Below are 18,729 nucleotides of genomic sequence, written 5' to 3'. Positions count from 1 at the left end.
AGGCGGGGCATGCGTCGTCCGGATCCGCTGATCAGCCTAGGCTGGCCGGGTGAGCTCACCGGTGACAACGGGCCGTCTGGTCCTGGCCGCTACCCCGCTCGGCGACGTCCGCGACGCCTCGCCGCGCCTGGCTTCGGCCCTGGCGGACGCGGATGTGGTCGCCGCCGAGGACACGCGCCGGTTCCGGTCGCTGGCGACGGCGCTGGGCGTCACCCCGCGCGGCCGGGTGGTGAGCTTCTACGAAGACGTCGAGTCGGCGCGCCTGCCCAAGCTGCTCGAAGCGCTGCACGCGGGCGAGACGGTGGTGCTGGTGACCGACGCCGGCATGCCGAGCGTGTCCGACCCGGGCTTCCGCCTGGTCGCGGCGTGCGTCGCGGAGGAGGTGCCGGTCACCTGCCTGCCGGGGCCGTCCGCGGTGACGACGGCGCTCGCGTTGTCCGGTTTGCCGTGCGACCGGTTCTGTTTCGAGGGGTTCGCGCCACGCAAGCCGGGCGAGCGGTCCAAGTGGCTGGCGGCGTTGCGCGACGAGCCGCGGACGGCGGTGTTCTTCGAGTCCCCGCACCGGCTGGGATCGCTGCTGGCGGACGCGGTGTCCGTGCTGGGTGGTTCGCGGCAGGCTGCGGTGTGCCGGGAGCTGACGAAGACGTACGAAGAGGTGAAGCGGGGGCATCTTTCGGAGCTGGCTTCGTGGGCTTCGGAGGGCGTGCGCGGGGAGATCACGGTGGTGCTGTCCGGCGCGCCGCCGCGGGCGGTGTCGGTGGCGGACCTGGTCGAAGAGGTCTCGGCCCGGGTGGCCGCCGGCGAACGGCTGAAGAGCGTGGCGGCGGAGGTCGCGGAGGCGGCCGGGGTGTCCAAAAAGGAGCTTTACGACGCGGTGCTGACCGCGCGGGTCAAGTGAGCAGCGCGGTCACCGCGGCGTGCGCCTTCGCGGCGTCCGGGGCGTCACCGGTGATCACGTCCGTGTACACGAACGACTCGCCGATCCGCACCAGCAGGTAGGCCAGGTCCGGTACCGGCAGCGGCGGCACCAGCCGTCCCGCGGCGACCTCGGCGTCCAGCAGCGCCGCCAGCTTCTCCGTGGTCCGCTTCTGGCAGACACTCGCGCGAGTCGTCAGCAGCCGCAGCGCTCGCTCCGGCTCGCGGCGCAGGAAGTCGCGGAACGGCGGTGAGTCGTTCGCGAACCGGACGTAGCCGCTCACGAAGTCCGCGATCCCCGCCGCGCCCCGGCCCGCGCACGCCGGCCACAGCCGGGCGATCGAGACCTCCGAGAGCGACCACAGGATCTCGCCCAGGAGCCGGTCGCGGCTGCCGATCCGGCGGTGCAGCGTCGCCCGGCTGATCGACAGCTCCTGCGCCAGTTCGCCCATGTCCACCCGGCGGCCGGTGAGGAACCAGTCGCGGGCGACGGCGAACGCATCCGAGTGAGACATATGCCAGAATGTCTCACATCGAGCAGCGGACAGCGAGAGGGAACACGACATGCGCGCAGTGCAGGTGACCGAGTTCGGCGGACCCGAGGTGCTCACGCCGGTCGAGCTGCCCGACCCGGTGGCCGGGCCCGGGGAGGTCCTCATCGACGTCGAGCGCATCGGCGTCAACTACGCCGACACCCACCAGGCCGAGAACAGCTACCTCGCGCCGTCGAAGCTGCCGCTCGTCCCCGGTGGCGAGGTCGTGGGGCGCACTCAAGAAGGCCGGCGCGTCGTCGCCCTGCTCAACGGCGGTGGCGGGTACGCCGAGAAGGCCGTCGCGCCCGAAGCCACGACCTTCCCCGTGCCCGACGGCATCGACGACCTCACCGCGCTGTCCATGCTGGTCCAGGGCACGACCGCCTGGGTGCTGCTCCGGCGCAACGCGCACCTGGCCGAAGGCGAGTCGGTCGTCGTGCACGCCGCCGCCGGTGGGGTGGGGACCGTCGCCGTGCAGCTCGCCAAGGCCTGGGGGGCCGGCCGCGTCATCGCCACCGCGAGCAGCGACGAGAAGCGCGCGCTCGCCCTCGAGCTGGGTGCCGACGTCGCCATCGACTCCCGCGCCGAGGACATGACCGAGGCCCTCCTCGACGCCAACGGCCGCCGCGTCGACATCGTGCTCGACATGGTCGGCGGGACGACGACCGACCAGAGCATCGCCGCGCTCGCCCCGTTCGGACGGCTGGCCTTCTACGGCATGGCCGGGCGTGAGAACCCGAAGCCGGTCGAGCTGCGCAACGTCCTCGGTCACAGCACCACGATCAGCGGCATGTGGCTGCCGCACGTCTTCCGCCTGCCGGGCAACGTCTTCGGCACGGCGCTGAACGAGCTGTTCGACCTCGTGCTGGCCGGCAAGCTCAAGGCGATCCCGGGCGGCGAGTACGCGCTGTCGGACGCGCGGGGCGCGCACGAGGCCCTGCGTTCCCGCCGGACGGTCGGCAAGCTACTGCTCGACCCGGCCAAGTAGCGGGTTCGCCAGGAGGTGTTCCAGGGGTGCCGCCTTGTGGAGGCACTCCTGCCACTCCGCCTCCGGGTCCGAGTCCGCCGTGATGCCGCCGCCGACGCCGAGCGCGATCGCGCCGGCGGCGATCTCGAACGTCCGGATCGCGACGTTCAGCTCCAGGCCCGCCACCGGCGACACCAGGCCGATCGCGCCCGTGTACACCCCCCGGCCGCAGTTCTCCAGTGACGCGATCAGCTCCAGCGCCCGGATCTTCGGCGCGCCGGTCACCGACCCCGGAGGGAACGTCGCCTCCAAAAGGGAAGCGTCCGAAACCGACGGGCGCAGCACCCCGGTCACCGTGGAATCCAGGTGCCAGACCCCCGGCGCCGGCCGGACCTCCAGCAGCGACGGCACCGTCACCGACCCCACCTCGCACACCCGGCCGAGGTCGTTGCGCACCAGGTCGGTGATCATCACGTTCTCCGCGACGTCCTTGGCGGACTGACGCAGCAGCCGGGCGTTCCCGTCGTCCTCCGGCCCGCGGCGGGGGAGCGTCCCCTTGATCGGCGTCGACCGCACCGCACGTCCGTGGCGCGCCAGGAACAGCTCCGGCGAGAACGAAACCACCGCACCCCACGGGCCGGACAGGAACGCCGCGCGCCGCGGCGCCAGCCGGGACACACCAGCCGCGAACAGGGCCGCGGGCGAGCCGGTGAACGACCCGGTGAACCGGCAGCAGATGTTCGCCTGGAACAGTTCGCCCGCTTCGATCGCGTGCACGCACGCCTTCACCGCGTCCCGGTGTTCCGACGGCAGCGGACGCCGCAGTGGCCCGGCCCGCCAGGAAAGGTCCGGAACCCCGGCCGCCAGCAGGCTTTCCATTGTGGACACCGAGGGGCCGCCGCCGTCGAGGGACTCCAGGTGGCAGGCGCCCGAGGCGTCCCAGCGCAGCACGTGATCGGCCCAGCCCCACGCCGTCGCGGGCAGGGCGCCGGTCCGGCCCGACGGGTCCGCCGAGTCGTAGGACAGGTAGCCGAACCAGCCGCCGCCGATCACCCCGGGCGCGGCCTCCACCGGCTGCGGGAAGGAAGGCGCGGCCGGGGCCAGGTGAAGCGATGGCGCGATCACCGCTCGCGAGGAAAACCAGTCACCCGACAGCATGGCGGGCGGCGGCCGGCCGCGAGAAGCCGCGTGCGCGGCCAGCACCAGCAGTGCGCGCGACGGCGTCAGGTCCGTCCGGAGTGGCCTGCTCGTCACGCGCATGGCGACATTGTCGCCGGTCCTACAGCAAAAGGTCGCCCAATGTGAACGGGTACACGACGGCGTTCTGCTCCACCGGCCCGGCGATGCCGGGGACGTCCGGGGCGCACGCGTGCTGGTGCACCCCGAGCCGCGAGTGGAACCAGCCCGGCCGCCCGGGGATGCCGTTGTGCCGGATCAGCCACAGCACGACCTCGCTGTCGGCCCAGCGGTCCGGGTGCAGCCGGTGCGCCCAGGCGTCGTGGTCGGCGTAGACCAGCACCCGCTCGATGCGCGCCGCGTGCCGGACGTGCTTGATCCACGCCTTGACGAACCGGTCGTCGACGCTCGGTGCCGCCACTTCGAGGGCCGGCGCCAGCGACCCGGGGGCGAACGCGCCGAGCCTGCTCGCCGTCCGCACGAAGAAGTCCGCCTGGTCGTGCACCGCGCCGGGCCGGGCGTAGTGCCGGCCACCGGCGTGCAGCCCGGCCTCCTGCGCGCCGGCCAGGTTGCGCTCCGCGGCGGAACTGCTCCAGTTGACGTTCTCGCTGATCGTCACCGACACGAACCGGGTCTGCGCGGCGCGCACGGCCTGCCAGTCGGCCACGCGTTCGCGGTGCGACAGCGAGATGCCGAGCTCGCTCTCCGGCTCCGTCACAATCCGCCCCCGGCACGTCGGTGGAGAGCACACCATACGTCGCCGGGAGCGGACCCGCAGTGACAAACGCGCCGTTGATCAGGCGTTCTCTTTTTGGAAGGTACGGGTGCCCCACCACACCGACAACACGGCCATCAGCAGCACCACGACGCTGCCCGTGAACAGCGCGTCCATCGTGAAGTCGCCGCGGAAGGTGTTCCGCTCGACGTCCACCACGTGGCGGAACGGGTTGATCTGGGAAATCCGGTACAGCCACTCCGGCGCGGCCCCGGACGTGATCGGCAGGAGGATCCCCGAGAGCAGCAGCAGCGGGATCAGCACCGCGTTGAGCAGGGCCGGGAACGTCTCCTCGCTCTTCAGCGTCAGGGCCAGCGCGTAGGAGCACGACGCCAGCGACACCGCCAGCAGGAACACGATGACCAGGCTCAGCAGCACGCCACCGACGGGGGCGTCCAGGTCGAACGCCAGGTAGGCCAGCGCGATGATCAGCAGGGCCTGGACCACGGCCTGCAGCGCGTTGGCCAGCACCTTGCCCAGCAGCAGCGCCGCCCGGCTGACCGGCGTCACCCGGAACCGCTCGACGACGCCGGAGCGGTAGTCGGCCAGCAGCCCGAACCCGACGAACGAGCTGCCGAACAGCGCCAGCTGGGCGATGAGCGCCGGGGTGAGCAGCATCCAGCCGTCCACTTCGGACATGCCTTGGGCCTGCACGGCCTTCACCATCAACGGCCCGAACAGGAACAGGTACAGCAGCGGCTGCATGATCCCGATCAGCACCCAGGTCGGGTTGCGCAGCGCCGCCGTCATGTCGCGGCGGAAGATCAGCCAGGTGTCACGCAGCACGGCCGGCCTCCTCCGCTTCCCGCAGCGAACGCCCGGTCAGCGTCAGGAAGACGTCGTCGAGCGTCGGCCGGTGGACCTGCACCGAGAGCATCGCGATGCCCTTGGCGTCCAGTGCGCGCAGCAGCTCCGGCAGCGCGACGTCGCCGCGCGGCACCCGGAACCGGACCTCCCCGTCGGAGACGGACAGCTCCTCCGCGCCCGCGAGCCGCCCGGCGATCTCGGCGGCGTCCGTGGCCTGGCCCGGCTCGACCCCCACCTCGACGCGGTCGCCGTTGACCCGCGCCTTCAGCGCGTCCGGCGTCCCTTCGGCGACGATCCGGCCGTCGTCGATGACGATCAACCGGTCCGACAGCGCGTCCGCCTCGTCGAGGTAATGGGTCGTGAGGAAGACCGTGACGCCCTGTTCGGCGCGCAGCCGGCGGATGTGGTCCCACAGGTTGGCGCGGCTCTGCGGGTCGAGGCCGGTCGACGGCTCGTCGAGGAACACCAGGCCCGGCGAGTGGATCAGCCCGAGCGCGATGTCGAGCCGCCGCCGCTGCCCGCCGGAGAGCGTCTTGGTCAGCCGCTGGTCCAGGCCGGTCAGGTCGAGCTGCTCGGCGAGTTCGGCGCCGCGCGCGATCGCGTCGGCCTTGCTCATCCGGTAGAGCCGTCCCTGCAGCTCGAGCTCGTCGGCGACCTTGCTCTCCGGCGCGCTGCCGCCGCCCTGGGCGACGTAACCGATGCGCTCGCGCACCCCCAGCGGGTCGGCCAGCAGGTCGCGGCCGCCGACGGTCGCGGTGCCCGCGGTGGGCTTCAGCAGCGTGGTCAGCATGCGCAGCGTGGTCGTCTTCCCGGCGCCGTTGGGTCCGAGGAAGCCGACCAGCTCGCCCGCTTCGACGTCGAGGTCGACGCCCTTCACCGCGTGTACTTCGCCCCCATTGCGGCCCTTGCGGCGGAACCGCCGCTCGAGACCGCGTGCCGTGATCATGAGATCCCCTCTCAGGCTGTAGTCAAACTTGACTAGTTGAGGTCGACACCTTGCCCGATGCATCGTTCACTAGTCAAATTTGATTACGCGGGAGGATCGCCGAAGGCCCGGCCGGCGTCGTCGGCCATCTCGTACTCGCCTGACTCCAGCCGCGAGATCAGCGACCGGGTCCACTCCAGACCGGCGTTCGCCTGCGCCGACCACAGCCGGAACAGCTCGGCGACGTGCTCGGCCTGTTCCCAGTGCGCGGTGTCCTTGATCATCAGGCTGGCGCTGCGCTCCTCGGACTCGAGGATGACGAGCCGGTGTTCGAGGAGGCTGATCGCGCGCTGCCGGGGCAGCGCGGTCAGGAACGAGACGCCGGCGGCCACCTCCGCCGCGGCGGAGGTGGGTTCGGACAGCGCCTTCGCCAGCAGCAGGTGGAACTCCTGGTCGCCCACCGCCGTGATGCGGTAGGCCACCCGGTCGGGCCCGCCCTCGCCCGGCTCGACGTCGACCTGCTCCAGCAGGTCCTCGGCGGTCATCTTCTTCAGCGCGTGGTAGATCGACCCGGGCTGGACGTTGGCCCACTTGTCCGCCGACCAGGTCAGCAGCTCGCGCCGCACCTGGTAGCCGTGCGCGCGGCCGTACATCCGTACCACCCCGAGCACGAGCAGCCGTGTCGCCGACAACCGGGCCTCCCTCTCGACAAAGCGCGTGACGCCCTCCGTAGGCTAATAAGGTATGAGCACCCCTGTGTTGACCGCGGTGGCCTGGCCCTACGCCAACGGCCCCCGCCACATCGGCCACGTGTCCGGATTCGGCGTCCCGTCCGACGTCTTCTCCCGCTACCAGCGAATGGCCGGCAACCGGGTGCTCATGGTCTCCGGGACCGACGAACACGGCACCCCGATCACCGTCCAGGCGGACAAGGAGAACTCCACCCCGCAGGAGACGGCGGACAAGTACACCCGCCAGATCGGCAACGACCTGCAGGGCCTCGGCCTCTCCTACGACCTGTTCACCCGGACCACGACCGGCAACCACGCCGAGGTGACGCAGCAGATCTTCCTGGCGCTGCACCGCAACGGCTACGTCGTGCCGAAGACCACGCGCGGCGCGATCAGCCCCTCCACGGGCCGCACGCTGCCGGACCGCTACGTCGAGGGCACCTGCCCCATCTGCGGGTACGACGGCGCGCGCGGCGACCAGTGCGACAACTGCGGCAACCAGCTCGACGCCGCGGAGCTGATCAACCCGAAGTCGCGGATCAACGGCGAGACGCCGAAGTTCGTCGAGACCGAGCACTACTTCCTCGACCTGCCGGCGTTCACCAAGACCCTCGGCGACTGGCTGGGCACCAAGAACGACTGGCGCCCCAACGTCCTCAACTTCACCAAGAACCTGATCGACGACATGCGGCCGCGGCCGATCACCCGCGACCTCGACTGGGGCGTCAAGATCCCCCTCGACGGCTGGCGCGACCAGCCGCTGAAGCGGTTCTACGTCTGGTTCGACGCGGTGATCGGGTACTTCTCGGCCAGCGTCGAGTGGGCCCGGCGCTCCGGCAACTCGGACGCCTGGCAGGAGTGGTGGAACAACGCCGACGCCCGGTCGTACTACTTCATGGGCAAGGACAACATCACCTTCCACGCCCAGATCTGGCCGGCGCTGCTGTTCGGGCAGAACGGCGAAGGCGACAAGGGCGGCGAGCCCGGCAAGTACGGCCGCCTGCACCTGCCGGACGAGATCGTCTCCAGCGAGTTCCTCACCATGAGCGGCTCGAAGTTCTCGACCTCGCGCGGGCGCGTCATCTACGTCGAGGACTTCCTGCGCGACTTCGGCCCGGACACGCTGCGGTACTTCATCTCGGTCGCCGGCCCGGAGACCCAGGACACCGACTTCACCTGGGACGAGTTCGTCCGCCGGACCAACTTCGAGCTGGCCAACGAGTGGGGCAACCTGGTCAACCGGTCCATCTCGATGGCGCACAAGAACGTCGGCGCCATCCCGCGCCCGGAGGCCCCGACAGCGGCCGACGAAGACCTGAAGGCGTTGTCCCGCAAGGCCTTCGACACCGCGGGGGCGCACCTGGCCCGGTCCCGGTTCAAGCTGGCGGCGGCCGAGGCGATGAAGGTCGTCACCGCGGCGAACAAGTACATCTCCGACCAGGAGCCGTGGAAGCTCAAGGACGACCCCACGCGGCGCGACACCGTGCTGCACACCGCGCTGCAGGTGGTCTCGGACGCCAACACGCTGCTGACGCCGTTCCTGCCGCACTCGGCGCAGAAGGTCCACGAGGCCCTCGGCGGCACCGGCGTCTGGGCCGCCCAGCCGGAGCTCAAGGAGGTCGACGACCTCGACATCGACGGCCGGGTCAACCCGATCCTCACCGGCGACTACACGGCCGAGCAGGCGAAGTGGGAGTCGAAGCCGATCGAGGTCGGCAAGCCCTTGGCCAAGCCGTCGCCGCTGTTCACCAAGCTCGACCCGGCGCTCGGCGAGACCGGCCCGGAGTGGGCACCGATCGTCAAGGAGTAAGAGGTATGCATGGGTGACGAGAAGCGCGAGCTGCCGCCGGTCCCGGACCGGCTCCCGGTGTCGGTGGTGGACGCGCACACCCATCTCGACGCGTGCGGCGCGGTCACCGCGGCCGATGTCACGGCCATGGTCGACCGCGCCGAGCGCGCCGGCGTCGCCCGCGTCGTCACGGTCGCGGACGACCTCGCTTCGGCCCGCTGGGCCGCCGAGGCCACGGGCTGGGACCCCCGCGTGTTCGCCGCCGTCGCGATCCACCCCACCCGGACCAAGGGGTTCGGCGAGGCCGAGAAGGCCGAGGTGGAGCGCCTGGCGGCCGGGGACCGCGTGGTCGCCGTCGGCGAGACCGGTCTCGACTACTACTGGGACTACTCGCCGCACGACGCCCAGCAGGAGGCGTTCCGCTGGCACATCGGCCTCGCGAAGCGGCTGGGCAAGCCGCTGATGATCCACGACCGCGAAGCCCACGACGACGTGCTGCGCATCCTGGCCGAAGAGGGTGCGCCGAATGCCGTAATTTTCCATTGTTTTTCCGGAGACGCGGAAATGGCCCGCAAGTGCGTCGACGCGGGGTATGTCCTTTCCTTCGCGGGCACCGTGACGTTCAAAAACGCGAGAGGCCTCCACGAGGCGGCTCGGCTCTGCCCGGCGGGGCAGTACCTCGTCGAGACCGACGCGCCGTTTCTGACCCCCCACCCGTTCCGTGGGCGGCCGAACGAGCCGTTCGGCGCCGCCTACACCGTCCGTCACCTGGCGGCGCTCAGGGGCGAAGCTGTCCACGAAGTCGCCGAATCGGTCCGGACCACCGCCGAGCGGATCTACCGACTCCCCAGCGTCACAACGGGTTGAACGCATTGCGACATCAGGGTTCCGGACTCCTCCACCTGAGGAGTGACCCGGATCACGACACTCCGGGGGGTGTTTGCGCAACCCGCCAGGACCCGTTACTGTCCCGTGATCGTGCCGGTCGGTACTGCGCACTGCAGTTGCCGACTGCTACGCCCACAGTCACGTCAGTGCACGTCGGGGAAGCGGAACCAGGAGCGGTACGGCCTGGAACCGTGACGATGGCGCCGGCTGCGGGCCCAGACGTAAAGACGTCGCCCCGAACGATGTCTTGGGAAAGGGAACGACCCGGTGACAGGTAGCAGACAGGCTGGAGCGCGCTCCGCGGCCGTCCTCGAGCGCGATTTCGAAGACACTGCGTACGGCCAGCTCGACTTCTCCGATGACCCGAACATCACGCAGCAGGACATCCTCGCCGCACTAGGCCCGGACGCCGACGCGATGATGGCGTCGATCGACGTCGACGTCGACGAGCTGATCCGGCTCATCAACGCCGAGACGACGTACCTGCCGCCGATCGTCATCCCGGACGAGACCGAGGCGGATCGCACCGCTTCCCCGGCCGCCCGCAAGGCCGTGCTGGACGAGGGTCTCCGCGAGACGACCAAGGTCTGGAAGCGCCGGTTCCTCAAGGGTGCCGTCCTCAGCGTCATGATCAGCGTCGCCGGTGGCGGTGCGGCCGCGCTGGCGATGAACAAGAGCGTCACCGTCGACGTCGACGGGCACCAGCAGACCGTGCACTCGTTCGGCGACACCGTCGGCGAGGTGCTCGAGGACGCGGGCCTGTCCGTCGGCGCGCACGACTCGCTCTCCCCGTCCCCGCAGGCGGAGGTCGGCGACGGCGGGGTCATCAAGCTGGAGCGCGGCCGTCAGCTGAAGCTGATCGTCGACGGCGCGGAGCACACGTCCTGGGTCCGCGCGACCCACCTGGGTGACGCGCTCGGCCAGCTCGGCATGGCCGGCATGGACAAGCCCGGCACGTGGATGTCGATGCCGAAGGACGGTGAGCTGCCCCTCGAGGGCGCGACCGTCGTGGTCAAGACCCTGAAGAACATCACGCTGTTCGACGGCGCCAACGCGCCGAAGCAGGTGAAGACGACGGCCGTCACCACGAAGGAGTTCCTGGGCGAGTACAAGCTCGCACTGGGCCCGGAGGACGCCGCCGAAGGTGGTCTGGACGTCAAGCTGACCGACGGCGCCGAGGTGCACATCAGCCGCACCGGCGTCTCGACGGTCGAGCAGAAGGAGACCATCGCCCCGCCCGAGCAGCGCGTCGACGACCCGGACCTGGATAAGGGCAAGACCAAGGTCGAGGACCCCGGCACGCCCGGCGAGAAGATGGTGACCTACAAGGTCACGCAGAAGAACGGCAAAGAGGTCGGGCGGGAGACCGTCTCCGAGCAGGTCATCACCCAGCCGAAGCCGAAGATCGTGCACGTCGGGTCGAAGAAGGCCCCGAACCCGGAAATCGGCGACGGTTCCGCGTGGGACCGCATCGCGCAGTGCGAGTCGGGCGGCAACTGGGCCACCAACACCGGCAACGGCTACTACGGCGGCCTGCAGTTCGACAAGCAGACGTGGAACGCCTACGGCGGCTCGCAGTACGCGGCGCTGCCGAACCAGGCTTCGCGCGAACAGCAGATCGCGGTGGCGGAGAAGGTCCGCGACGCCCGCGGCGGCTACGGCGCCTGGCCGGTCTGCGGCAAGAAGGCCTGACGCTTTCATCCGGAAAGGCCCCCGTCCTCCGTGGACGGGGGCCTTTCCGCGTGACGCTCCCAGTCACGCGAGATACGTCTTCAATCACGTGAGTTCCGCCGCTGATCACGCGAGTTACGCGTTCAAGTAGGCTCGCCCGGTGGTTGAACTGTTGGGACCTGCCGAGATCCGCGGGCTGGCGGCCGAGCTGGACGTGCGGCCGACCAAGAAGCTCGGGCAGAACTTCGTGCACGACCCCAACACCGTCCGCCGGATCGTCGAGCTCGCCAAGGTGGGGCCGGACGACGTCGTCCTCGAGGTCGGCCCCGGGCTCGGGTCGCTGACCCTGGGGCTGCTCGCCACCGGTGCGCGGGTGGTGGCCGTCGAGATCGATCCCAAGCTCGCCGAGCGGCTGCCCGAGACCGTCGCCGAGCGGGGGCCCGAGGCCGCGGGGAACCTCACCGTCGTCGGGGCCGACGCCATGCGCGTCACCCGGGAGGAACTGGGCGAGCCGACCGCCCTCGTCGCCAACCTGCCGTACAACGTCGCCGTCCCCGTCGTGCTGCACCTGCTGGCCGAGGTGCCCTCGCTGAAGTCCGGTCTCGTCATGGTGCAGACCGAGGTCGCCGACCGGATGGCCGCCGGCCCCGGCAGCCGGATCTACGGCGTGCCGAGCGTCAAGCTCGCCTGGTACGGCAGCGCACGCAAGGTCGCCGCCGTGCCACGCTCGGTGTTCTGGCCCGTGCCGAACGTCGATTCCGCGCTCGTCGCGTTCGAACGCGGCGACGAGACGGCGTCCGAAGACCGGGAACTGCTCTTCGGGCTGGTGGACGCCGCCTTCTCACAACGCAGGAAGACGCTCCGCGCCGCGCTCGCGGGCTGGGCGGGCTCGGCCGAGCGCGCCGGCGAGCTGCTGACGGCCGCCGGGATCGACCCCAGGACCCGCGGTGAGCAGCTGGACGTGCACGACTTCGCCCGGATCGCCGCCGCGCGTTAGCCTCCCGCGCCGCCTTCCTGCGTCGGTTCCACAGTGGAAGCGGCGAAAATACGCCTCTTGGCGTGCGATCTCGCGATCCGGACGCCGCCACTCGTGTGATCTGGGCCGACAGGCTTGCTTTCGCTCCTCGGGATCGGTTTTACTCATTACGTCCATCCCGAGCGACTGAGAGACCTGGCTCGCCGAAGTCGCAGCAACCACCCTCCACAGGGCAGGTGCTACCGCCAGGACCGATGGAGGCCGTTTTCGATGAAGAGGGTAGCTCGCCCCCTGCTGCTGACCAAGCGTCGCGTTGTCGACGAAGGCCGCCGCTCCGTGACCGCATGTCGACGCTCCCGTTGAGCTAGTCCGAGCCGTCTCACCCTTCTTCACGCACCGTCCATAGCGGACGGACATTCGCTTGCGGCCGGGCGCGCCCACGTGTGGCGGCGCCCTGTTTTCTGGAGCTTTCGTGATCACCGTCGAAAATCTGTCCAAGTCCTTTGCTGCCAACGGAAACTCGGTCCTCGCCCTGCGGGACGTGAGCGTCGACGTCCAGGCCGGCTCGCTGTTCGGCGTGGTCGGTCCCGCCGGGTCCGGCAAGTCCGTCCTCGCCCGTTGCATCGCGCTGCAGGAGCGCCCCGACCGCGGCGTCGTCCGCCTCGACGGCCTCAACACCGGCACCCTCGACGGCCGTCGCCTCCGCGAAATCCGCCGTCAGCTCGGGGTCGTCTCCACGAAGCCGGAGCTGATCGCCGAGCGCACCATCGCCGGCAACATCGCTTCCCCGCTCGAGCAGCTCGGCGTCGACGGCCCGCAGCGCCGCAGCCGGGTCGGCTCGCTGCTCGACCTCGTCGGCCTGACCCAGCGCGCCACGCAGCGTCCCGGCGAGCTGTCCGCCGGTCAGCTCCGCCGCGTCGCGGTCGCGAAGGCGCTGGCGGCGGCCCCCGCCGTGCTGCTCGCCGACGACCCGACCGCCGGCATCGACCCGGAGGAGGCCGGCGCGGTGCTCGCCGTCCTCGACCGGGCCCGGTCCGAGCTGGGCGTCACCGTCGTCGTCACGACGCCGGACGCGGGCGTGGTCCGCCGGATCTGCGACGACGTCGCGGTGCTGGAGGACGGCACGGTCGTCGAGCGCGGCACGGTGCTCGACCTGATCTCCGACCCGGCCAGCCGCACCGCGCAGGCGCTGCTGCCGGCCATCGAGACCACCCGCTCGCAGGTGGCGCGCTACGACCGCTCCGCCGACGTCGTGCTGGTCGGCTTCGCGTCGGTGGGCGCGCTGCTGCCCGAGGCCGCGGGCCGCTTCGACGTCGAGTTCGCCACCATCGGCGGCGGCCTGACCCGCATCGGCGACACCCCGGTCGGCCGGTTCCGCCTCGGCGTCCGCGGCGAGCGGGCCGACGCCGCCCTGGCGTGGGTCGCCGAGCGCGGTGGCCACGTCACCTACACCGCCCGCGGCCCGCAGGGTGTCGCGGCCGCCTGACCTGGCCCGAACGTCCGTGAATGCCACCTTGAGGGACGCTGAGTCCCTCGAGGTGGCATTCACGGCTGGCGGGGAGCGGGGCGGCGGGGACACGTAGGCTGGTCGGGTGCTCGCCGTAGTTCCGCCCCCAGTCACCGTCCGGGTCCCGGCCAAGGTCAACCTCCACCTTTCGGTCGACGACCTGCGCGAAGACGGTTACCACGAGCTGGTGACCGTGTTCCAGGCGCTGTCGCTGACCGACGAGGTGACCGTCGCGGTCACCGAAGAGCCCGGCATCGAGGTCTACGGCGAGGGGGAGGGTGCGGTCCCGACCGGTCCCGAAAACCTGGCCTGGCGGGCCGTCGAGGCGCTGGCCGCGCACGTCGGCCGCACCGGTGAGCCGAAGGTCCGGGTGGTGCTGCGCAAAGGCATCCCGGTCGCCGGCGGCATGGCGGGCGGCAGCGCCGACGCGGCGGCGACGCTGGTCGGGCTGGCGAGCCTGTGGAACCTCGACGTCACCCGCGACGAGCTGGCCGAGATCGCCGCCGGGCTGGGCAGCGACGTCCCGTTCGCGCTCTACGGCGGCACCGCGCTGGGCACCGGGCGCGGCGAGCAGCTCGTCCCGGTGCTGTCGCGGCACACGTTCCACTGGGTGCTGGCCTTCGACGCCGAAGGGCTGTCGACGCCGAAGGTGTTCAAGGAGCTCGATCGCCTGCGTGCGGCGGGCAACCCGCCCCGGATCGGCTCGCACACGCCGGTCGTCGAGGCGCTGGCCTCGGGCGACCCGCGTCAGCTGGCCCTCCTGCTGGGCAACGACCTCCAGGCGGCGGCGGTCTCGCTGCGGCCCGACCTGCGCCGCACGCTCCGGGCGGGCGTCAACGCGGGCGCGCTCGCGGGCACGGTGTCCGGCTCCGGCCCGACGTGCGCGTTCCTCTGCGAAGACGCGCAGTCGGCGGTGGAGGTCGCCGCGGAGCTGTCGGGCGCCGGCGTGTGCCGGACGGTCCGCGTGGCCCACGGCCCGGTCCCCGGCGCCCGCGTCGTCGGCGGGGACGACGCGCCGCGCCCGGCAACGCCGCGGGTGCACGCGTGAAGCGCGCCGAGTTCGCGTTCCCCGGCCCGCTGCGCGACCAGCTGGTCGCGGCGATCCTGCGCGGGGACAAGACTTCGACCACCGGCCTGGTCGCCGAATACGAGAAGCACGGCGAAGAGCTGCCCGTCGTCGGCGAGCGCGAGCTGATGATCGACTCGGCGGGCGAAGGGGTCGCGGTGCTCGAGACCACCGAGGTCCGCGTCCTGCCACTGTCCGAAGTGGATCTGCAGCACGCGCTCGACGAGGGCGAGGGCTTCACGAGCGTCGCCGAATGGCGCGCCGACCACACGGAGTACTGGCAGAGCGCCGAAATGCGCGCCGCGCTGGAAGATCCGGAATTCACCGTGGACGACACGACGCAGGTCGTGGCGACGCGGTTCGTCATCGTGGCAGTGTCTCCCAAAGAGAGGATCGGCTGAACGGATGGCCAACCTGGTCAATCTCGAGTCGGTGAGCAAGTCCTACGGGGTGAAGCCACTGCTGGACGGCGTCTCCCTCGGCGTCGCGGCCGGGCAGCGCATCGGCGTCGTCGGCCTCAATGGTGGCGGCAAGACCACCCTGCTGGAAGTCCTTTCCGGACTCGCCGAGCCGGATTCCGGGCGGGTCAGCCACGTTGGCGGCCTGCGGATGGCGGTGGTCACCCAGCGCACGGAACTGCCGGACGGCAGCACGGTCGGCGACTTCGTGCTCGAACGCTACGGCGCCGAGCACGAATGGGCCGCCGACGCCCGCGTCAGGTCCATTGTGGACGGGCTGGGGATCACCGCGATCGGGCTCGACACGCCCACCACCAACCTCTCCGGTGGCGAGCGGCGCCGGGTCGCGCTGGCCGCTGCGCTGACCGGCGAGCTCGACCTCGTCGTGCTGGACGAGCCGACCAACCACCTGGACGTCGAAGGTGTCCGCTGGCTCGCCGACCACCTGCTCGCGCGCCGGATCGCCGTCGTGGTCGTCACCCACGACCGGTGGTTCCTCGACACCGTCGCGACCGTGACGTGGGAGGTCGCGAACGGCCGCGTCGAGCAGTACGAAGGCGGTTACGCCGACTGGATCTTCGCGCGCGCCGAGCGTGCGCGGCTGTCGGCGACGGCCGAGGAGAAGCGGCAGAACCTGGCCCGCAAGGAGCTGGCGTGGCTGCGCCGCGGCCCGCAGGCCCGGTCGTCGAAGCCGCGCTACCGGATCGAAGCGGCCGAAGCGCTGATCGCCGACGTTCCGCCGCCACGCGACTCCGTCGAACTGCAGGCGTTCGCGAAGCGGCGGCTCGGCAAGTCCGTGCTGGAGCTGGAAGACACGACGTACGCGGTGGGCGAGCGGACGCTGCTCGACCACGTCACCTGGCGGATCGGCCCGGGCGACCGGATCGGCCTGGTCGGCGTCAACGGCTCCGGCAAGACGTCGCTGCTGAAGCTGCTCGGCGGCGACGTCGAGGGCACGACCGGCCGCCGCGTCGAGGGCAAGACGGTCGCGCTCGCGCACCTGCGCCAGGAGCTCGACGACCTGCCCGGCGACCTGCGCGTGCTGCAGGCGATCGAGCAGGTGGCCGGGCGCGTGGTGTTCGGCAAGCAGGAGATGACGGCCTCGCAGCTCGGCGAGAAGCTCGGCTTCCCCGCGGCCCGGCAGTGGACGCCGGTCGAGGACCTCTCCGGCGGCGAGCGGCGCCGGCTGCAGCTGTGCCGCCTGCTGATGGCCGAACCGAACGTGCTGCTGCTCGACGAGCCGACGAACGACCTGGACATCGACACCCTGCAGCAGCTGGAGGACCTCCTCGACGGCTGGCCGGGCACGATGGTCGTCGTCTCCCACGACCGCTACCTGGTCGAACGCGTCTGCGACACGATCGTCGCGCTCTTCGGCGACGGCCGGATCACCCACCTCCCGGGCGGTATCGAGGAGTACCTGAACCGCCGCGCGCTCGCGAAGGAACCGGCGGCCGCGACGGCCCCGACGGCGGCCAAGACCGAGGCGAAGAAGTCGGCGGCGGACCTGCGGGCGGCGCAGAAGGAGCTCGGCCGGCTGGAGCGCAAGCTCGACCAGCTGCACGCCAAGGAGGAGAAGCTCCACGCGTCGCTCTTGGCGGCCGCGACGGACCCGGCGAAGCTGATGGAGCTCAACGCCGAGCTGAAGGGCGTCCGGGGTGAGATCGAGGACGTCGAGGGCCGGTGGCTGGAGGCGTCCGAACTGCTGGAGTGACAGCTGTTCCCGCGTTGCCACGCGGCGGGTGCCGGGGTCCCAGTAATGTTTGCGCCATGAGCAGGTTCGTGGACACGCTCGTCGCCACCGCGACGAAGCGGGGACAGCAGCGCGGCATGGTCACCGGGGAGCCGAAGGAGCCGGTCCGGCGGACCTGGGCCGAGGTGCACACCGAAGCGCGGCGGATCGCCGGTGGTCTGGTCGCCGGCGGGTTCGAGCGCGGGGGTGCCGTCGCGGTGCTGGCCGCGGCGCCGGTGCTGATCGCGCCGACCGTGCAGGCCGTGTGGCTGGCCGGCGGCAGCGTCACCATGCTGCACCAGCCGACCCCGCGCACCGATCTCGCCGAGTGGGCCGAGGACACCGTGCGGGTGCTCGGGATGATCGGTTCCGACCTCGTGCTGCTGGGCGAGCCGTTCGACCAGCTCGCGCCGGTGCTGGAGCAGAAGGGCATCGGGTTCAAGCTCATCACCGAGCTGGCTGCCGCCGAACCGCTGGCGGACGTCGTCGCGACCGACGAGGGCGACACCGCGCTGCTGCAGCTGACGAGCGGCTCGACCGCCGACCCGAAGGCCGTGCGGATCACCTACGGGAACCTGTACTCCAACGTCAAGGCCATGGTCGAGCGCGCGGAGTTCGACTTCGACGTCGACGTGATGGTCTCGTGGCTGCCGACGTTCCACGACATGGGGATGGTCGGCTTCCTGACCGTGCCGATGACCTTCGGCGTCGAGCTGGTCAAGATCACGCCGGTCGAGTTCCTCTCGGGGCCGCTGATCTGGCCGGAGCTGATCACGAAGTACCACGGCACCACGACGGCGGCGCCGAACTTCGCGTACGCGATCGTCGGGCGCCGGATGGCCCGCGTCGACTCCGGCGACGCGTACGACCTCTCGAAGCTGCGCATCGCGCTGAACGGCGCCGAGCCCATCGACGAGACCGCCGTCCAGACCTTTGTGGACGCCGGTGCCCGGTTCAAGATGCCGGCGGAGTGCGTCTTCCCGGCCTACGGCATGGCGGAAGCGACGCTGGCGGTGTCGTTCGCGCCGCTGTTCACCGGCCTCACCCTGGACGTCGTCGAGGCCGACGCGCTGGAGGCGGAAAACCGCGCGGTGCCGGTCCCCGAGGGCGACCCGCGGCGCGGCACCGACAGCGTCCGGTCGTTCGCGCTGCTCGGCCGCCCGCTGGACGGGCTGGAAGCGGAGATCGTCAACGAGGCGGGCGAGCGGGTCGGCGAGCGCGAGGTCGGCGAGATCCGGCTGCGCGGCGAGGCCGTGACGCCCGGCTACCTGACCATGGAGGGGCCGGTCGCGACGCAGGACGCGGACGGCTGGCTCGGCACCGGCGACCTCGGGTACCTGGTGGACGGCCAGATCGTCATCTGCGGCCGCCGCAAGGACGTCATCATCATGGGCGGCCGCAACCTGTACCCGACCGACATCGAGCGCGCGGCCACCTCGGTCGAAGGGGTGCGCGCGGGCAACGCGGTGGCGGTCCGGCTGGACGCGGGCAGCCGTCGCGAGCGGTTCGCGGTGGTCCTGGAGTCGAAGCTGGCGGGTGACGCCGAGGCCGAGAAGAACTTGATGAAGCAGGTGTCGGCCCGGGTCCGCGACGCCGTCGACATGCGGCCGTACGCGGTGGTGGTGCTGCCGGCGGGCAGCCTCCCGAAGACCCCGTCGGGCAAGGTCAAGCGCGCGGCGACGGCCCAGCAGTTCGCCGACCGGATCAAGAAGAACGCCGACGCCTGACAGAGATGATGTTGGGGAGCACCTCCCGGCGGGGTCTGACCCGACGCCTGACTGACTCCGGGTCCTTACCGGGATATGTCGGCCTC

The 18,729-nt window shown here is 71.2% G+C and carries 17 protein-coding genes and 1 riboswitch; of the genes, 11 read left to right on the top strand and 6 right to left on the bottom strand.

Translation table 11 applies throughout. The features are described 5' to 3' along the window. Positions 1-61: 61 nt before the first annotated feature. Positions 62-898 carry a 16S rRNA (cytidine(1402)-2'-O)-methyltransferase gene (gene rsmI, locus AB0M80_RS23725; protein ID WP_364569409.1) on the top strand — a complete coding sequence of 279 codons (837 nt, stop codon included), beginning with the start codon at positions 62-64 and terminating at the stop codon, positions 896-898. On the opposite strand, the gene AB0M80_RS23720 is transcribed toward rsmI, so the two are convergent. Continuing rightward, positions 891-1,430: a QsdR family transcriptional regulator gene (locus AB0M80_RS23720; RefSeq protein ID WP_364568645.1), complete on the bottom strand. Its 540-nt coding sequence runs from the start codon at positions 1,428-1,430 to the stop codon at positions 891-893. The genes rsmI and AB0M80_RS23720 overlap by 8 nt on opposite strands. 49 nt (positions 1,431-1,479) lie before the next feature. On the opposite strand from AB0M80_RS23720, the gene AB0M80_RS23715 reads away from it, so the two are divergent. Continuing rightward, on the top strand, positions 1,480-2,436 hold the full coding sequence (locus tag AB0M80_RS23715; RefSeq protein WP_364568643.1) for an NADPH:quinone oxidoreductase family protein: 957 nt from the start codon (positions 1,480-1,482) through the stop codon (positions 2,434-2,436). Here the strand turns inward: AB0M80_RS23715 and AB0M80_RS23710 are convergent. From AB0M80_RS23710 to AB0M80_RS23690, 5 genes are all read right to left on the bottom strand, one after another. Beyond that, on the bottom strand, positions 2,413-3,675 hold the full coding sequence (locus AB0M80_RS23710) for an aminodeoxychorismate synthase component I (RefSeq protein WP_364568641.1): 1,263 nt from the start codon (positions 3,673-3,675) through the stop codon (positions 2,413-2,415). The two genes, AB0M80_RS23715 and AB0M80_RS23710, sit on opposite strands and share 24 nt — an antisense overlap. Before the next feature lie 19 nt (positions 3,676-3,694). Further along, on the bottom strand, positions 3,695-4,309 hold the full coding sequence (locus AB0M80_RS23705; protein WP_364568639.1) for a GH25 family lysozyme: 615 nt from the start codon (positions 4,307-4,309) through the stop codon (positions 3,695-3,697). A gap of 78 nt (positions 4,310-4,387) precedes the next feature. Beyond that, positions 4,388-5,152, bottom strand: a complete 765-nt coding sequence (locus AB0M80_RS23700) for an ABC transporter permease (protein WP_364568637.1) — start codon at positions 5,150-5,152, stop codon at positions 4,388-4,390. After that, entirely contained in the window at positions 5,142-6,119 is a 978-nt protein-coding gene (locus AB0M80_RS23695; protein ID WP_364568634.1) for an ATP-binding cassette domain-containing protein, read from the bottom strand. Before AB0M80_RS23695 ends, AB0M80_RS23700 begins: the two co-directional genes overlap by 11 nt. 83 nt (positions 6,120-6,202) lie before the next feature. Next, complete coding sequence (locus AB0M80_RS23690; RefSeq protein ID WP_364568631.1) at positions 6,203-6,790, bottom strand: PadR family transcriptional regulator; 588 nt, start codon at positions 6,788-6,790, stop codon at positions 6,203-6,205. Positions 6,791-6,842: 52 nt separating this feature from the next. On the opposite strand from AB0M80_RS23690, the gene metG reads away from it, so the two are divergent. The 9 genes from metG (at position 6,843) to AB0M80_RS23645 (ending at position 18,643) form a co-directional block, all read left to right on the top strand. After that, positions 6,843-8,639, top strand: a complete 1,797-nt coding sequence (gene metG / locus AB0M80_RS23685; protein ID WP_364568628.1) for a methionine--tRNA ligase — start codon at positions 6,843-6,845, stop codon at positions 8,637-8,639. A gap of 9 nt (positions 8,640-8,648) precedes the next feature. Next, positions 8,649-9,485, top strand: coding sequence for a TatD family hydrolase (locus AB0M80_RS23680; RefSeq protein ID WP_364568625.1), 837 nt, complete (start codon positions 8,649-8,651; stop codon positions 9,483-9,485). Positions 9,486-9,773: 288 nt separating this feature from the next. Further along, positions 9,774-11,198, top strand: coding sequence for a transglycosylase family protein (locus tag AB0M80_RS23675; protein WP_364568622.1), 1,425 nt, complete (start codon positions 9,774-9,776; stop codon positions 11,196-11,198). A gap of 139 nt (positions 11,199-11,337) precedes the next feature. Further along, a complete protein-coding gene (gene rsmA, locus AB0M80_RS23670; RefSeq protein ID WP_364568620.1) occupies positions 11,338-12,174 on the top strand; it encodes a 16S rRNA (adenine(1518)-N(6)/adenine(1519)-N(6))-dimethyltransferase RsmA in 837 nt (278 codons plus the stop codon). Between the two features lie 149 nt (positions 12,175-12,323). Next, positions 12,324-12,414, top strand: a riboswitch (SAM riboswitch). Between the two features lie 211 nt (positions 12,415-12,625). Then, the gene (locus AB0M80_RS23665) at positions 12,626-13,639 is read left to right on the top strand and encodes an ATP-binding cassette domain-containing protein (RefSeq protein ID WP_364568617.1); all 1,014 of its coding nucleotides are present in this window, start codon (positions 12,626-12,628) and stop codon (positions 13,637-13,639) included. 106 nt (positions 13,640-13,745) lie between these two features. Next, positions 13,746-14,708: a 4-(cytidine 5'-diphospho)-2-C-methyl-D-erythritol kinase gene (locus AB0M80_RS23660; protein ID WP_364568614.1), complete on the top strand. Its 963-nt coding sequence runs from the start codon at positions 13,746-13,748 to the stop codon at positions 14,706-14,708. Further along, the gene (locus AB0M80_RS23655; RefSeq protein ID WP_364568612.1) at positions 14,705-15,127 is read left to right on the top strand and encodes an ASCH domain-containing protein; all 423 of its coding nucleotides are present in this window, start codon (positions 14,705-14,707) and stop codon (positions 15,125-15,127) included. The genes AB0M80_RS23660 and AB0M80_RS23655 overlap by 4 nt, the downstream gene beginning before the upstream one ends. Before the next feature lie 4 nt (positions 15,128-15,131). Further along, complete coding sequence (locus AB0M80_RS23650; protein WP_364568609.1) at positions 15,132-16,898, top strand: ABC-F family ATP-binding cassette domain-containing protein; 1,767 nt, start codon at positions 15,132-15,134, stop codon at positions 16,896-16,898. A gap of 56 nt (positions 16,899-16,954) precedes the next feature. After that, positions 16,955-18,643: a fatty acyl-AMP ligase gene (locus AB0M80_RS23645; protein ID WP_364568606.1), complete on the top strand. Its 1,689-nt coding sequence runs from the start codon at positions 16,955-16,957 to the stop codon at positions 18,641-18,643. The last annotated feature ends 86 nt before the right edge of the window (positions 18,644-18,729 follow it).

The organism is Amycolatopsis sp. NPDC051045 (assembly GCF_040682955.1).
In the GTDB taxonomy this organism is placed as follows: domain Bacteria; phylum Actinomycetota; class Actinomycetes; order Mycobacteriales; family Pseudonocardiaceae; genus Amycolatopsis.
The sequence above is the reverse complement of the archived record's forward strand: the minus strand, read 5'-3'. Positions and strand labels throughout refer to the sequence as shown.

What these genes read in the sequence shown, in the direction of transcription:
- AB0M80_RS23720 (WP_364568645.1), bottom strand. Translation starts at nt 1,430, where the DNA reads ATGTCTCACTCGGATGCGTTCGCCGTCGCCCGCGACTGGTTCCTCACC.
- AB0M80_RS23715 (WP_364568643.1), top strand. Translation starts at nt 1,480, where the DNA reads ATGCGCGCAGTGCAGGTGACCGAGTTCGGCGGACCCGAGGTGCTCACG.
- AB0M80_RS23710 (WP_364568641.1), bottom strand. Translation starts at nt 3,675, where the DNA reads ATGCGCGTGACGAGCAGGCCACTCCGGACGGACCTGACGCCGTCGCGC.
- AB0M80_RS23695 (WP_364568634.1), bottom strand. Translation starts at nt 6,119, where the DNA reads ATGATCACGGCACGCGGTCTCGAGCGGCGGTTCCGCCGCAAGGGCCGC.
- metG (WP_364568628.1), top strand. Translation starts at nt 6,843, where the DNA reads ATGAGCACCCCTGTGTTGACCGCGGTGGCCTGGCCCTACGCCAACGGC.
- AB0M80_RS23680 (WP_364568625.1), top strand. Translation starts at nt 8,649, where the DNA reads ATGGGTGACGAGAAGCGCGAGCTGCCGCCGGTCCCGGACCGGCTCCCG.
- AB0M80_RS23650 (WP_364568609.1), top strand. Translation starts at nt 15,132, where the DNA reads ATGGCCAACCTGGTCAATCTCGAGTCGGTGAGCAAGTCCTACGGGGTG.
- AB0M80_RS23645 (WP_364568606.1), top strand. Translation starts at nt 16,955, where the DNA reads ATGAGCAGGTTCGTGGACACGCTCGTCGCCACCGCGACGAAGCGGGGA.